Consider the following 15,287-nt stretch of genomic DNA (forward strand, 5'->3'; position numbering starts at 1 on the left):
GGTCCCCAGGGCTGGGAGGGGACGCGAGCCCCTGTCTCACGGAGCCGCACTCCTGATCTCACGGAGCCGCGCCCCCGCCCCTCCCCCGATCTCAGTGCCGCAGCGTGGGTTCGCGTTCCACGTCCCGGACGTCCAGCTTCGCGTCGAACTTCGCGAGCGGCTTCGGCTGGGCGGTCGGGGTGGCGGGTGCCACTCCGGCCCAGTCCAGGATGCGGGCGGTGGCGAGCGTCTTCTCGTCGGCGGTGAGCCCCGCGACGTTCGCGCCGTGGTTCATGCCGGGCGCGGTCAGGACGTAGGAGTCCTTGGCGCCCTTGCCGAGGCGGAACCGCTCCGCTCCCCACGGGTCGTTCTGCCCGTACACGAACATCATGTGCCGGGCGTTGTGCCGCACCCAGGTGTCGACGTCACGCATCGCCAGCGGCTGGAACCGCATCGGGATGGACCTCGGCACGAAGTTGCGCGGCGGCTGGTAGCCGTAGCGGACGTACTTCTTCTCGATGTACGGGAAGTGGATCGTCGGCGCCCCCAGCTGGGTGCCCGCCTGGTAGTAGTACGGCGTGTACGGGGACAGCCCCTGGTCGGTGTAGAACGAGAACCCGGAGATGGTGTCGACGGAGTTCCAGATGTCGTCGTCGCTCGCGTTCTTCGCGTCGGCCGGGACGGTGGCGCAGTCGGAGACCAGGCTGTACTGCCAGAAGCCCCAGACGTAGTCGAGGACGACCGCCTCGTAGGCCCGGTCGAGGCTGCCGATGGTGGTGAAGGTGTAGCCGTTCTCGGCCGCGTACGCCGCGTACTTCTCCTCAAGGCGCTCGCGGCGCACCAGCGCCTCCCGCTGGACGGCGTTCAGCCGGTCGCGGCACTCCTTGGTGCCGACCGTGGTGAAGAAGCGGTCGTAGGCGGAGTCCTCGTCGTTGACGACGTCGTTGGGGGCGACGTACGCGACGACGCCGTCCATGTCCTTGGGGTAGAACCGCTCGTAGTAGGTGGCGGTCATGCCGCCCTTGGAGCCGCCGGTGGCGAGCCAGTTGGCGGAGTAGATCTTCTTCAGGGCCGAGAAGAGGCGGTGCTGGTCGCTGGCCGCCTGCCAGATGTCGAGCTTGGACCAGTCGGCCGGGTCGGGCCGCGACGGCGTGAAGTAGCGGTACTCCAGGGAGACCTGGTTGCCGTCGACGATCTGGGTCGGCTCCCGCCTGCTCGGGGTCGTCGAGACGTTGTAGCCGCCGGTGTAGAAGACCGTCGGCCTGCTGACGTCCTTGTGCAGCACGGTGATCCGCTGCTGGAACGTCCCCTTGGACGGGTGCCGGTGGTCGACCGGCTGGGTGTAGCCGAGGACGAAGAACCGGTACCCGGGGTACGGCTTCTCCTCGATCAGGCTCATCCCCGGAACGGCGAGCAGCCGGTCCTTGATGTCGGCAGCATCGGCGGTCGCGCCGTGTCCCGCGGTGGCGGCGGTGTCGGCCGCGCCGGTGGTGCCGGTCGTCCCGGTGGCCTCCGACCCGGCGGCGGTGGCCGCCTGGGCCGTCGTCAGCGTGCCCGTGAGCACGGTGAGCGCCAGCAGCCATCTGAGCGCCTTGCGCATGCACCCTCCCCTGTTCGGTACAGATGTCCGCCGGAAGCTAACCGAGCAACCGGGTCCCGCACCAGGGGAGTTCAAGAATTGGCTGTGTGAAACCCGTGGGTCAGCAAAGGATCCACCCGGAACTGACGGTCCCGGCACTCATACTGCCCTTGATCCACACGCAGCGGCGGCCGGCGTGCACGGTGACCGGTCCCGCGTGTCGCGTGTACCAGCCCTTGTCGACGACGGGCCGGTTGCCGCGCGCCTGGACGCTGACCGACATGGTGCGCCTCGCGCCGTTCTCGCGGGCCGGCACGGTGACGGCGCAGACGTAGCCGTCGCGCTTGTAGACGTGCACGGTGCCGGTCGAGAACGGCAGGTCGAGCACGTGGCGCCCGGCGCAGTAGGGGGCCGCCCGGTTCTCGGCGGTGGCCTCGGCCGTCGCGGGGGCCGCGACCGTGAGCGCGCCGGCCGCGATCAGCAGCGCCGTGCCGAGCGCGAGCCGTCGTCGTGTCGCCCCGCCACCCACCGCCGCTCCCTTCGTCACCCGTGTGAGGTCCGTACACATCCGAGGTCCGTACGGGACGTCGGCTGTCCGTACGGGACGTCTGAGGTCCGTACTGATGTACGGACGCATGAGACCGGTGAAGGGTTGCCCTCCCGACCTCCGCCGGCCCGCGGCCCGCGGTCAGCCGCCCGCGGTCAGCAGTCAGCGGCCCGCGGTCAGGGCAGTTGCGGGGCCAGGACCGGCTCGCCCGGTTCGTCGTCCGAGCTGCCGACGAAGGTCCGCCACAGCCGCGCGTACCGGCCCTCGCGGGCGAGGAGTTCGGCGTGCGTGCCGTCCTCGGCGACCCGGCCGCGGTCCATGACGACGATCCGGTCGGCGCGCGCCGCGGTGGTCAGCCGGTGCGCCACCACGAGCGTGGTGCGGCGCCCGGCCAGCCGGTCCGTCGCCTGGTTGACGAGGGCCTCGGTGGCCAGGTCGAGGGCGGCGGTCGCCTCGTCGAGGAGCAGTATGTCCGGGTCGACGAGTTCGGCGCGGGCCAGCGCGATCAGCTGGCGCTGGCCCGCCGAGAGGTTGCGGCCGCGCTCGGCGACCTCGTGCAGATAGCCGCCGTCGAGCGTGGCGATCATCTCGTGGGCGCCGACCGCCCTGGCCGCCGCCTCCACCTGGGCGTCGGTGGCGTCCGGGCGGCCGTAGGCGATGGCGTCCCTGACGGTGCCTTGGAACAGGTACGCCTCCTGCGGGACGACGCCGAGCCGGTGCCGGTAGGAGGTGAGGCCGAGGGCGCGCAGATCGGTGCCGTCGACGGTGATCCGGCCGCCCGTCGGGTCGTAGAAGCGGGCGACGAGCTTGACGACCGTCGACTTGCCCGCGCCGGTCTCCCCGACGAACGCGACGGTCTGCCCGGCCGGTATCCGCAGGTCGACGCCGCTGATGGCCTCCTCGTCGGTGCCGTACGCGAAGTGGACGTCCTCGAAGGCGATGTCGCCGCGCAGCGAGAGCACGTCGAGGGGCTCGTCCGCGGTCTTGGTGGAGGTGGGCTCCTGGAGGAGTTCCTGGATGCGGCCCAGCGAGACGGTGGCCTGCTGGTAGCCGTCGAAGACCTGGGAGAGCTGCTGGACGGGGGCGAAGAACAGGTCGATGTAGAGCAGGTAGGCGACCAGCGCGCCGGTGGTGAGGGTGGCGTCGTCGACCCGGCCCGCGCCGGTGATCAGGACGGCCGCCGCGGCGACCGACGACAGCAGCTGGACGAACGGGAAGTAGACCGAGATCAGCCATTGGCCGCGGACGCGGGCCTGGCGGTAGCTGTCGCTGCGGTCGGCGAACCGGGCGCCGCCGTCGCGTTCGCGTCCGAAGGCCTGCACGATCCGCAGGCCCGACACCGACTCCTGGAGGTCGGCGTTGACCACCGAGACGCGTTCGCGGGCGAGTTCGTACGCCTTGACGCTGGCCCGGCGGAAGAAGTAGGTGGCGACGACGAGCGGCGGCAACGTCGCGAAGACGACGAGCGCGAGCTGCACGTCGATGGCCAGCAGGGCGACCATGATGCCGAAGAAGGTGACGACCGAGACGAACGCGGTGACCAGGCCGGTCTGGAGGAACGTCGACAGGGCGTCGACGTCGGTGGTCATCCGGGTCATGATCCGGCCGGTCAGCTCCCGCTCGTAGTAGTCGAGCCCGAGCCGCTGGAGCTGGGAGAAGATCTTCAGGCGCAGCGAGTAGAGGACGCGTTCGCCGGTGCGTCCGGTCATCCGGGTCTCGCCGATCTGCGCCGCCCACTGCACGAGGACGGCGGCCAGGCCGAGCAGCGCGGCGGCCCAGACCGCGCCGATCGCCATCGCGGTGACGCCCTGGTCGATGCCGTGCCTGATCAGCACCGGCAGCAGCAGTCCCATGCCGGCGTCGACGGCGACGAGGGCGAGGCTGATCAGCAGCGGGAGGCGGAAGCCGCGCAGCAGGCGGCGGAGTCCGTAGGAGTCCTCGGCGCGGACGGCGTGGCCCTCGTCGATGCCGGGGGTGTCGGTGGCCGGGGGCAGCGCGTCGACCTGGGCGAGCAGCCCCGGGGTGGCGGGCATGCCGGACAGGGCGGTGTCCTTGGGGGCCCGGTCGCCGGTCCACAGGCGGGGGGTGACGCCGCGTTCGGCGTCGAACGCGGCGTCGAGTTCGTCGCGGACGGAGGTGTCCTCGGGGCGGGCGGCGGGCCGGGGGTGGCCGGGTGAGACGCCGCCCAGCTCGTCGGGGTCGGTGAGCAGCCGCCGGTAGAGCGCGGAGCGGGCCTGGAGCTCCTCGTGGGTGCCGAGGTCGGCGAGGCGTCCGGCGTCGAGGACGGCGATGCGGTCGGCGAGCGCGAGGGTGGAGCGGCGGTGGGCGATCAGCAGGGTGGTGCGGCCCCGCATGACCTGTTTGAGCGCCTCGTGGATCTCGTGCTCGACGCGGGCGTCGACGGCGGAGGTGGCGTCGTCGAGGACGAGCAGGCGGGGGTCGGCGAGGATGGCGCGGGCCAGGGCGACGCGCTGGCGCTGGCCGCCGGAGAGGGTCAGTCCGTGTTCGCCGACCTTGGTGGCGTAGCCGTCGGGCAGCTCGCTGATGAAACGGTCGGCCTGGGCGGCGCGGGCCGCCTCGCGTATCTGCTCGTCGGTGGCGTCGGGGCGGCCGTAGGCGATGTTGTCGCGGACGGTCTCGGAGAAGAGGAAGGAGTCCTCGGGGACCAGGCCGATGGCGGACCGCAGCGAGGCCAGGGTCAGTTCGCGGACGTCGTGGCCGCCGACCAGGACGGCGCCGTGGCCGACGTCGTAGAAGCGGGGCAGCAGCAGTGAGACGGTGGACTTGCCCGAGCCGGAGGAGCCGACGACGGCGAGGGTCTCGCCCGCCCCGATCTCGAAGCTGAGTCCGGAGAGCACCGGGCGGCCGTCCGCGTAGCCGAAGGACACGTCGTCGAACTCGACGGTGGCGGGCGCGTCGGCGGGCAGGGTCTTCGTGCCGTCGCTCATGGACGGTTCGGTGTCGATCAGCTCCAGGACGCGTTCGGTGCCCGCCCGTGCCTGCTGGCCGACGGTGAGGACCATGGCGAGCATCCGCACCGGGCCGACGAGCTGGGCGAGGTAGGTGGAGAACGCGACGAACGTGCCGAGCGTGATGTGTCCGCGTACGGCGAGCCAGCCGCCGAACGCGAGCATGGCGACCTGCCCGAAGGCGGGCACGGCCTGGAGGGCGGGGGTGTAGCGGGAGTTCAGCCGGATGGTGCGCAGCCGCCCGGCGAACAGCCGCCTGCTGACCTCGCGGAGCTTGCCGGTCTCCTGCTCCTCCTGCCCGAACCCCTTGACGACCCGGACGCCGCTGACGGCGCCGTCCACGACGCCCGCGACGGCGGCGGCCTGGGCCTGCGCGTACCAGGTGGCGGGGTGCAGCCGGGAGCGGCTGCGGCGGGCGATCCACCACAGCGCGGGCGCGACGGCGAGGGCGACCAGGGTGAGCGGCGGGGAGAGCCACGCCATGATGCCCAGGGAGATCACGAAGAGCAGGACGTTCCCGATGGTCATCGGGAGCATGAACAGCAGGCCCTGGATCAGCTGGAGGTCGCTGGTGGCGCGGCCGACGACCTGCCCGGTGGAGAGTTCGTCCTGGCGGCGGCCGTCGAGCCGGGTGATCGTCGTGAACATCTCGGTGCGCAGGTCGTGCTGGACGTCGAGGGCGAGCCGGCCGCCGTAGTACCTGCGGATGTAGGTGAGGACGTACACGGCGCCGGCGGCGGCGAGCAGCGCCCCGGCCCAGGGCGCCATGGACCGGGTGTGGTCGCCGACGACGTCGTCGATGATCACTTTGGTGATCAGCGGGACGACGGCCAGGACCGCCATGCCCGCCAGCGAGGAGCCGAGAGCGAGGACGACGTCCTTCGGATACCGCCAGGCGTATCCGGCCAGTCGCCGTACCCATCCCCGTTGCGCTTCCACGCGGGTGCCTCCCTCTGCTGCCGTCTACGCCGCAGGTGCCAACGCCGACGGGCCGGGATTTCATCCCGCCGCAACAAATGAGGGGGCCGGGGCTCCGGTGACGGTCCCGGCCGGGGAGCTACGCGGTGCGGACGCGCAGGCGGTAGAAACGGGTCGTCTGGGCCGGGTTCTGGTTGTCGTCGCTGGCCAGCAGGACGTGCAGGGTCCCCCGGTCGCGGCCGGTGATCGCCATCGCCTCGATGTTGTCGAGGAGCGGGTTGGGCTGGGGCTGCTTGGCGGTGGCGCCCAGGGTCGGGCAGTCGGCGAGGTCCGCGAGCAGGGTCTTGGCGATCGGGCGGACCCGGGGCTGGCCGGTGAGGTGCTCGATCCGGCTGGTGTCGGTGGCGTGGCGCGGGTCGGCCAGGTAGAGGCGGACGGTGTTGCCGACGCCCGCGGTGAAGCCGCGTTCCAGGACCAGGAGGCGGCCGTCGGGGGTGGCCTGGACCTCGGGGACGCCGAGCCCGGCGTCGGTGCGGTAGGCGTACTGGGCGCCGAGCCCGAAGTGGCCGCCCTTGCCGCGCCGCCAGGTCTGGAAGCGGACGGTGCCCGCGCTGTCGCCGCTGATCGCGGACTCCATGGACGCCAGCAGGGTCCGTCCGCCGGGCAGCAGTGTCAGGCCCTCGAAGGTGAGGTTGGCGGTGGCGCGGCCCTCGGGGGCCACCTGGAGGGACGGCGGGACGGGGAGGCGGTCGAGGATCCGGCCGTCGCGGCTGTAACGGCGGATCGACGGCTCGGTCTCGGAGGTGATGAGGCGGGTGCCGTCGCGGTCCACGGCCAGGCCCTCGGAGTCAAGCTCGGCGCCGTGCTCGTCGGCGAGGACGGTCACCGCGCGCGGGGCGAGGGTGCGGGCGTCGAGGGCGAAGAGCGAGGAACGGTCGGAGAGGGCGGCGAGGGAGCCGTCCCGGTCCACCGCGAGGGCGGAGAGGTTCCCGACGAAGGTGCCCTGGAACGTCGTCTTGTCGAGCGCGTCGGAGAAGCGGTCGAGGGTGACGGAGGGCGAGCAGCGGCCACCGCCGGCGGGGGTGGCCGCGGCGGGGGCGGGTCCGGCGGCGGTCAGGCAGGTGGCCGCCGCCAGGGCCGCGGCGGTGGACGCGAGTACGGTTCGCAGGCGCATGGGCGTCACCGTAGGGCCGCGTGGTGACGGGCGGGAGTACGGGGGGCGTCAGCTCGCGGCCAGATCCTTGTGGACCGCCTTGGCGACGCCCTGGATGGTCGCGATGCCGTAGTTCATGGTGCTGTTGCCGTGGGTGAGCACCGTCATCGCGTAGTCGTGGCCGCCGCCGGTGAAGGTGCCGACGCTGTGCACCCGCCAGCCGTGGGTGGCCCGTGACAGCCAGCCGTTCTTGACGTGCCAGGCGACGCCCGCGGGTGCTCCGTACGGGGTGCCCCAGCGCTGGGCGGTGACGACCTGGCCCATCAGCTTGAGGGTGTAGGCGCGGGAGTTGTCGCTGAGGACCGTGTTCGGGGCGTTGACCAGCTTGAGCAGTTTCTGCTCGTCGGTGACGGTGATCTGGGTCAGGCCCCAGTAGCCGTTCGCGCCCGGCTTGGTCTGGGTCATGCCGGCGGCGGTGAGGAAGCCCTTGATCTTCGTCATGCCGAGCTGCTTCCAGAGCTTGCTGGTCGCGGCGTTGTCCGACTTGGTGATCATGGCTTTGGTGAGGGTGTTCTCGGTGGCCGTGAGATACCGGCCGTGCTTCTTCGCGTCCCAGAGCAGGGTGGCCAGGACGGTGACCTTGACGACGCTCGCCGAGTCGTAGGCGCTGGAGGCGCGGAGCGAGCAGGTCGTCCTGGTGGTGCGGTCGTAGAGGCCGACGGCGACCGTGCCCTTGCGGTGGGCGAGGGCGGCGGTGATGTCCTTCTGGAGCTTGGTCGCGAGACCCGCCTTCGCCGAGGTGCAGCTGACGGCGGGGGTGGCGGCGCTCGCGGGCGAGGCCGCCACGCAGGGTATGAGGAGGCCGGCGCCGAGCACGGCGGCGACGGCCGGCCCTCTGCGGCGGCGGGACGTCTGGTGAGTCATGCCGGGGTTGACTCACCAGTTCCCTCGAAGGGTTGTACGAACGGGTGAGTTTTTCGCCGATGTTTACCGATGTTTACCGAAGTTCAACATCGTTTTGTCCGCGGGTGCTCGGGATCGATCACTCGATGCGGGGGGGGGCGCGGGGAGGGGGGCGTTACGGCCGTGGCGTGAGCGGCCCGCCCCCGGGGCGTCACTGCCGTGGTGTGAGCGGCCCGCCCCTCGGCGGGACCGACTCCGCCCCTCGGCGGGAGCCCTGTGCCCCCCCCCTCGGCGGTGCGGGCCCACACCGCCGAGGGGACGGGCGGGTGGATCAGGCGCCGCGCCGGACCGGTCCGACGACGGTGCCCGGGGCGACCTTGAGCCGGCCCTCGGCGACGGACGTGCCCGGGATCACACCACCCGGCGCGCGCAGCGTGAACGACGCCTCGTTCGCGGCCTTGGCGCGGCGGCCGTTGGGCACCTGGATGTCGAAGTGCACCGGGTGGCCGGGGCCGAAGGTCACCACGGTCCGCTGGTCGCCGTAGCGTCCGGCGGTGACGGGGACCCTCCTGCCGTGCTCGGTGAACCGCACGTCCGTCGGCGAACCGGCGAGCCGGCAGGACTCGTAGCCGCGCGGCGCGGTCAGGGTGACCCGGTAGTGGCTGTGCCCGGCGCTGGCGGGGGCCGGGGTGATCTTCGCGAGGTGGTTGGCCGGACGGCACGCGGACGGCGCGCTGCCCGCCGCCGGCGCGGCCTGCGCGGCTCCGGCGGCGACCCCGCCCGACAGCACGGCGGCGGCCAGCGTGACGGCGATCATCCGGTGGGTACGCATCATGAACGCTCCTTGCCTGTTCGACGGCCCCGCGAGTGGTCACCGCGGAGCCGGGGTCGTCTCGACTGCTTCCCGACCCCTTCGCGAGAAATGTCCCAGGAACGTCACAGGCGCACACGGCGGACGGTGCCTCTATTACCGACCTCTCACCCATCCACAGGCTGCCCCCAGGCTGGGCACAGCCGCCACCCAAGGCGCGTCTGCATGGTGCCCTGGTGACATCTGCCACCGATCCACTCCCCCACCCGAACGTGTCCCCCGACTGGGCGCCGCCGGCCCCGCCCGCCGCGCCCCCGGACCGGGCGCCACGCTGGTCGCTGCCCGCGCTGATCGCGATCCTGGTGCTGGCCGCCGTGCTGTACTCCTGGAACCTCTCGGGGTCGAGCCTCAACAGCTTCTACAGCGCCGCCGTCTACAGCGGGACCGAGAGCTGGAAGGCCTGGTTCTTCGGCTCGCTCGACGCCGGGAACTTCCTGACCGTCGACAAGCCGCCGTTCGCGCTGATGGTCATGGGCCTGTCCTGCCGGGTCCTCGGCTTCGGCACCTGGCAGATGATGGTGCCCGAGGTCGGGGCCGCGCTCGGCACGATCTGGATCCTGCACTCCTCCGTGAAGCGGACGTTCGGGCACCCGGCGGCGGCGATCGCCGCGCTCGTCCTCGCCCTGACCCCCATCACGGTCGCCATCAACCGGGACAACAACCCCGACACCATCCTGGTGCTGCTGATGGTGTCCGGCGCGGCCCTCGCGCTGCGCGCCACCCGCGACGACCGGCTGCTGCCGCTGATCGGCTCGGCGGTCTGCTTCGGCCTCGCCTTCAACACCAAGATGCTCCAGGGCTACATCGCGCTGCCCGCGGTCTTCGCGGTGTACGTGGTCGCGTCGAGGCTCGGCTGGAAGAGGAAGGCCGTCAACCTGGCGCTGGCCGCGGTCGCGCTGGCCGTCTCCAGCTTCTGGTGGGCGACGGCCGTCTCCCTGGTCCCGGCCGACGACCGCCCGTACATCGGCGGCTCGACGGACGGCTCGGCCTGGAACCTGATCATGGGCTACAACGGCCTCGGCCGGGTCCTCGGCGGCGAGGGCAACGGCGGCGGTGGCGGTGGAGGCGGCGGCACCTTCGCCGGCACCGCGGGCATCGGCCGCATGTTCAACGACATCCTCGGCGGCCAGATCTCCTGGCTGATCCCCTTCGCGGGCATCGCGCTCGTGGCCGGCCTCGTCCGGTGCGGGCGGGCCCCGCGCACCGACCTCACCCGGGCCGGGCTGATCCTGTGGGGCGGCTGGCTGGTCCTGCACTACCTGACCTTCGCGATGGCCGAGGGCACCATGCACCCGTACTACACGACCGCCCTCGCGCCCGGGATCGCGGCGCTCACCGGGGCGGGCGGAGTCATGCTGTGGCGCGCGTTCCGCGGCGGCGACGCCCGCTGGACGTGGGTGCTGCCCGTGGCCCTCGCGGTCACCGGCGGGTGGGCCGTCGTGGTGCTGCGCCGGGCCACCGACTGGAACACCTGGCTGTGGCCGGCCGTCGGCGTGCTGATGGCTCTCGCGGTCGCCGGTCTGCTGGTGTTCCGCTCCGGTGACCGGGCCAGGCTGCTGGCCGCGTCGGTGGCGGCGGCGATCGTCGCCGCGCTGGCGGGCCCGGCGGCCTACGCGGCCTCACCCGCGCTCAGCTCCGCCTCGGGCGGCATGGGCGGCACCAACCCGACGGCGGGCCCGTCGGCCGGCGGCGGCTTCGGCGGCGGTCCTGGTGGCGGCCGCGGCGGCGGCCAGGGCATGCCGGGCGGCACCCGGCAGGACGGCGGCCAGGCGAACGGCGAGTTCCCCGGCGGCGGCCAACAGGGCGCGGGCCAGGGCGGAACGCCCCCGGGCGGCGACGGAACGGGCGAGGCCCCGCAGGGCGGCGGAGCCCCCAGCGGTGCCCCGAGCGGCGGAACGTCGGGCGGCGCGGGCGGGGAGTTCCCCGGCGGCGGGATGCCTGGCGGCGGTCAGATGCCCGGCGGCAACGGCGGCGGCGCGCCGGGCGGGATGGGCGGCGGCGGGATGGGCGGCGGCCCCGGCGGCGGGACGGGCGGCGCCGACAGCGGGCTGATCACGTACCTGGAGAAGCACCAGGACGGCGCGACCTGGCTGCTGGCGGTCTCCAACTCGCAGAGCGCGGGCCAGCTGATCCTCAGCTCGGGGAAGCCGGTCATCTCCATGTGGGGCTTCACCGGCTCCGACCGGGCGATGACCCTGGCCAAGCTCAAGGAGCTGGTGAAGAAGGGCGAGTTGCACTACATCCAGCTCGGTGGCGGCGGGATGGGCATGGGCGGCGACAACAGCCTGAGCCAGGAGATCACCACATGGGTGCAGAAGCACGGGACGGCGGTGAAGGAGAGCGCGTACAGCACGAGCGCGGGGACGGGGTCGGACTCGACGTCGGGCTCGAAGACGGAGAAGGAGTCGGGCTCCTCGACGTCGAACACGTCGACGGTCTACCGGCTGGACCCGGCGGACGTCGGCTGATTCCAGGAGGCCATGCCGGCCCACCGCACCACTGAGCCCCTCAACCGCCCCCGGCCGTACCGCCGGGGGCGGTTCCGTACGGTCAACTCGCGTAGACACGCCCCGATTTGCCGAACCCCGTCACCGAACGGTCACGCCGCGTTTATTTACATGGCCGCATGTTCATGCCAATCTCCCGTCTGCCGCCTCATTCAACCCGCGTAGATGGGACCCCCCTTCATGTTGGCGACGCGCATACGCAGCTGGAAGTCGGTGGCTCTGACGAGCGCCGCCGTTCTGGTCGGTCTGTCGGCCCCCACGCTGACGGCGACCCCGGCAGCGGCCACGACGACCGCGTACGACTCGACGTACTACAAGAACGCGATCGGGAAGACCGGCACCAGCCTCAAGTCCTCGCTGCACACGATCATCAGCAGCCAGAGCAAGATCTCGTACTCCGCGGTCTGGGACGCCCTGAAGGCGACCGACCAGGACCCGAACAACAGCAGCAACGTGATCCTGCTGTACAGCGGGGTCTCCCGCGCCAAGTCCCTCAACGGCGGCGACGTCGGCGACTGGAACCGCGAGCACACCTGGGCGAAGTCGCACGGCAACTTCGGCGAGGCGACCGGCCCCGGCACCGACCTGCACCACCTGCGGGCCGCCGACGTCCAGGTCAACAGCACCCGCGGCAACCTGGACTTCGACAACGGCGGCAGCTCGGTCACCAACGGCGGCGGCAGCAAGGTCGACTCCGACTCGTTCGAGCCGCGCGACGCGGACAAGGGCGACGTGGCCCGCATGATCCTCTACATGGCCGTGCGCTACGAGGGCGACGACGGCTGGGCGGACCTGGAGCCCAACGAGAAGGTCAACAACGGCAGCAACCCGTACATCGGGAAGCTCGCGGTCCTGAAGCAGTGGAACGAACAGGACCCGCCGAGCGCCTTCGAGGAGAAGCGCAACGACGTCATCTACAACACGTACCAGCACAACCGGAACCCGTTCATCGACCACCCGGAGTGGGTCGAGGCGATCTGGTAGAGCGGCGGCAGCGACACTGAACTCCCCTGCCGAGCGGGGGAGTTCAGCTTTTCCTCAGGGCTGAGGACAGCCCCCAGACACCTCGGCGTCATCGCGGACGGAGAGCCGGGCACCCCTGCTCCGGGCGACGCGGTGCACGTCATGGAGTGATTCGGTCAACCGGGCGGCGAGGAGACGGAGCTGAGGGGCGGTGGCCGTGGGGTCACCGAGCAGATCAGCGGCGTGGTCGAGGAGGTCGTCCGCCATGCCGAGCTGGATGGCCTCGATGTTGTCCGCGACGCGGGAGAGGTGACTGGTGCCGCCGCTGCCGGTGAGGAGATAGCAGGGGTTGCCATCGGAGTTGGACCAAGGGAGCAGCCGCGGTGGTGGCGCTGGCGCTGGCGGTTCGATGATGCGGGCGACATGACACGACACGTCGTCAACTCCCGTGTGGTTGAGAGCCATGCCCCCGGCCGTCAGCGGCGTTGGGGGCTTTCCTTACGGCCGAGATCCTTCGGCGCCTGTGCAAGAGGTAACCGCTCGGACACCCTCCGCAGGTACCGTTGGATGACGGCGGGACCGTGAACGCCGTGAACGCCGTCGCCGGACACCACGCAAGCCGCCGGGAGTTGAGGACATGACACGGAGGCGCACCCCCAACCTCGCCCTGAACCATCTGCTCGAACAGGCACGATGGACCAGGACCCAGCTCGCGCGACAGGTCAACCGCCTCGGCCCCCAAGCAGGACTCGACCTTACGTACGACCGCACCGCGGTCGCCCACTGGATTGCCGGAGTCCAGCCGAAACGGCAGGTCAGGGCCCTGATCGTCGAAGCCCTCTCGGCACGGCTCGGACGGCCCGTCACCCACGCTGAAGCCGGCCTGGCAGCCGCGCCGCCAGTCGCCGGGTCCCCGTCGGCCAACACCGTGGAGGAACTGGTCGACCTCGGAAGGGCAACCATGGATCCGTCCCGCCGCACCCTGCTGGCCGCCACGGTCTTCTCCGCCGCACTGTCGGTTCCGGCGTTCGCCCTCCCCGCGCGAGCGGCGGACGAATCGGCGACTCCCCACAAGAGGACCGTCCGTATCGGTGCGTCGCAGGTGCGGTCGATCCGCACCATGACCGACCGGATCGCGGACATCCTCGACGAACTCGGCGCCGGGCACGCGATGCCCATGGCCTCCGCGTTCCTCGTCAACACCGTCGGCCCCTGGCTCCAGGCACAGGCCACGGAGCCCGTCCGCAAGGACATGCTGGCCGCCGCGTCCGACCTCACGTACCTGACCGGCTGGATGGCCATGTACGAGAAGGCACACGGCCTCGGCCAGCGCTACTACGTGCAGGCCCTCGACCTGGCGCGCGCGGCGGAGGATCACGCGACCTACTGCCGGACCCTGCGCGGCATGTCCCTCCAGGCGTCCAACCTGGGCTACGGCCCCAAGGCCCTGGAACTCGCGGACTCCGCGGCGGAGGCGGCCCCCTCCGCCGGCCCGCGCCTGGTGGCGTTCCTACGCGGCCAGCAGGCCCACTCCGCGGCCATGGTGGGCCTGCGGCAGCAAGCCCACACCCGCCTGAAGGAGGCGGAGGACGCGCTGTCGAAGGCCGACGACCAGAGAGACGCGATCGGCGGCTACGACCGGACCGCCTACCTCTTCCACGTCTCCCACGTCCTCCACGAGGAGAAGGATCTCGCGGGCTCGATCAGAGCCCTGAAACAGTCGATCCGCCTCCAGCCGAAACAGGAACGCCAGGGCCGTGTGCACGCCTACGCCCTGCTCGCCCAACGCCAGCTCCGCATCGGCCACCTGGACGCGGCCTGCGAGAGCTGGTCACGGTTCCTGGACGAGTACGAACACGTCTCGTCGAACCGGGGTGACGACCACTTCCGCACGATGAGCACGGAACTGCGACGCCACCCGACCGCCCAGCCTGTACGCGAACTCACCCTCCGCGCGAGGGATGTGGCCGCGGCCAAGGCGGCGTAGACCGCGGGTCGCGGCGACCTCACATAAATCCGGGCAGCAAGGAGGCCGCCGTCCGATGACAGCGGCCTCTCGATGCGCCGACGGCGTTCGCGATAGTGTCGAGACCGCCGCACACCGCACCGAACAGCGCATATGAGGAGATCCTGGTGGTCGACGCTCCCGTCCCCCCGCCGGACCGGCCTGCCGCACCGGACGACGCCGTGACCGTGAAACTCACCTACACCGGCAGCCAGGCCGAGGTGCTGCGCACGCTTGCCCTCCTGGAGGGGCGCACGCCCGAGGAGATCGCGCTCGACCACATCGCCCGCGGCATCCCGCTCTCCTTCTCCTCCTCGTTCGGAGAGGACTCGGACGCGATGGCGGCACTGAACCGTGCCATGTTCGACGGCCCTTCCGATCTGGCCGCACAGTCCGGCCGGAACCTGTTCGAGGAAGGCGACCGTTGAAGCGCCATCTCTTCGCCGTCGCGGACACGTCGGTTCTCCTGGCCGTCTACAACCGCAAGGACCATCACCACGAAACGTCCGTGCACGCGCTCTCGCTGGTCGATCGGATCGTGGTCTCGCCGATGGTCCTGGCCGAGCTGGACTATCACCTCACCAGGAAGATCAGCGGCAGAGCCGCCGCAGACGCCCTCGCCAGCATGCGGGCCTGGGCGGGCACAAACCGACTCACCCTCGCCAGCGTCGGGTGGCCGCTGCTCGCCGAGGCCGAGCGCCTGATGCGCAGGTACGCGGACCAGGACGCCATCGGCATCACCGACGCGGTCAACGCCGCACTGGCGTGGACGCTGCCGCAGCCGGTCGTTCTCGCCCTCGACCACCACTACCGGGACGTCATCGCGCCGAGGACCGCGACCGAACAGCCTCTTCAGGTGCTGCCGGCCCCTGACCGCTCCCGCTGAGCCCCCC

At 71.6% G+C, this 15,287-nt stretch carries 12 protein-coding genes; 5 read left to right on the top strand and 7 right to left on the bottom strand.

Annotated features, from left to right (window positions below):
• Window positions 1-91 precede the first annotated feature (91 nt).
• The 6 genes from DDJ31_RS14255 to DDJ31_RS14280 form a co-directional block, all read right to left on the bottom strand.
• Window positions 92-1,579, bottom strand: coding sequence for a S28 family serine protease (locus DDJ31_RS14255; protein WP_127179910.1), 1,488 nt, complete (start codon window positions 1,577-1,579; stop codon window positions 92-94).
• Between the two features lie 100 nt (window positions 1,580-1,679).
• Window positions 1,680-2,087, bottom strand: coding sequence for a hypothetical protein (locus tag DDJ31_RS14260; RefSeq protein ID WP_127182798.1), 408 nt, complete (start codon window positions 2,085-2,087; stop codon window positions 1,680-1,682).
• Window positions 2,088-2,281: 194 nt separating this feature from the next.
• Entirely contained in the window at window positions 2,282-6,013 is a 3,732-nt protein-coding gene (locus DDJ31_RS14265; RefSeq protein ID WP_127179909.1) for an ABC transporter ATP-binding protein, read from the bottom strand.
• 118 nt (window positions 6,014-6,131) lie between these two features.
• Window positions 6,132-7,166, bottom strand: a complete 1,035-nt coding sequence (locus DDJ31_RS14270) for an esterase-like activity of phytase family protein (protein ID WP_127179908.1) — start codon at window positions 7,164-7,166, stop codon at window positions 6,132-6,134.
• Between the two features lie 48 nt (window positions 7,167-7,214).
• The gene (locus tag DDJ31_RS14275) at window positions 7,215-8,069 is read right to left on the bottom strand and encodes a serine hydrolase (protein WP_127179907.1); all 855 of its coding nucleotides are present in this window, start codon (window positions 8,067-8,069) and stop codon (window positions 7,215-7,217) included.
• 310 nt (window positions 8,070-8,379) lie between these two features.
• Entirely contained in the window at window positions 8,380-8,883 is a 504-nt protein-coding gene (locus DDJ31_RS14280; protein ID WP_127179906.1) for a DUF4232 domain-containing protein, read from the bottom strand.
• Between the two features lie 212 nt (window positions 8,884-9,095).
• Between DDJ31_RS14280 and DDJ31_RS14285 the strand changes: the two genes are divergently transcribed.
• A complete protein-coding gene (locus DDJ31_RS14285; RefSeq protein WP_127179905.1) occupies window positions 9,096-11,387 on the top strand; it encodes a glycosyltransferase family 39 protein in 2,292 nt (763 codons plus the stop codon).
• 219 nt (window positions 11,388-11,606) lie between these two features.
• Window positions 11,607-12,410 carry an endonuclease I family protein gene (locus DDJ31_RS14290; protein ID WP_127179904.1) on the top strand — a complete coding sequence of 268 codons (804 nt, stop codon included), beginning with the start codon at window positions 11,607-11,609 and terminating at the stop codon, window positions 12,408-12,410.
• A 54-nt stretch (window positions 12,411-12,464) separates the two neighbouring features.
• On the opposite strand, the gene DDJ31_RS14295 is transcribed toward DDJ31_RS14290, so the two are convergent.
• Window positions 12,465-12,854 (bottom strand): hypothetical protein, encoded by a 390-nt coding sequence (locus DDJ31_RS14295; RefSeq protein WP_240678205.1) that lies wholly within the window; start codon window positions 12,852-12,854, stop codon window positions 12,465-12,467.
• A gap of 172 nt (window positions 12,855-13,026) precedes the next feature.
• Here DDJ31_RS14295 and DDJ31_RS14300 point away from each other — a divergent pair, with 172 nt between their 5' ends.
• From DDJ31_RS14300 to DDJ31_RS14310, 3 genes are all read left to right on the top strand, one after another.
• Complete coding sequence (locus tag DDJ31_RS14300) at window positions 13,027-14,376, top strand: hypothetical protein (protein WP_127179903.1); 1,350 nt, start codon at window positions 13,027-13,029, stop codon at window positions 14,374-14,376.
• Between the two features lie 146 nt (window positions 14,377-14,522).
• Window positions 14,523-14,822, top strand: a complete 300-nt coding sequence (locus DDJ31_RS14305; protein ID WP_127179902.1) for a hypothetical protein — start codon at window positions 14,523-14,525, stop codon at window positions 14,820-14,822.
• The gene (locus DDJ31_RS14310; RefSeq protein ID WP_127179901.1) at window positions 14,819-15,280 is read left to right on the top strand and encodes a type II toxin-antitoxin system VapC family toxin; all 462 of its coding nucleotides are present in this window, start codon (window positions 14,819-14,821) and stop codon (window positions 15,278-15,280) included. Before DDJ31_RS14305 ends, DDJ31_RS14310 begins: the two co-directional genes overlap by 4 nt.
• Window positions 15,281-15,287 lie beyond the last annotated feature (7 nt).

It is taken from the genome of Streptomyces griseoviridis (assembly GCF_005222485.1).
Taxonomy (GTDB): Bacteria; Actinomycetota; Actinomycetes; order Streptomycetales; family Streptomycetaceae; genus Streptomyces; species Streptomyces hintoniae.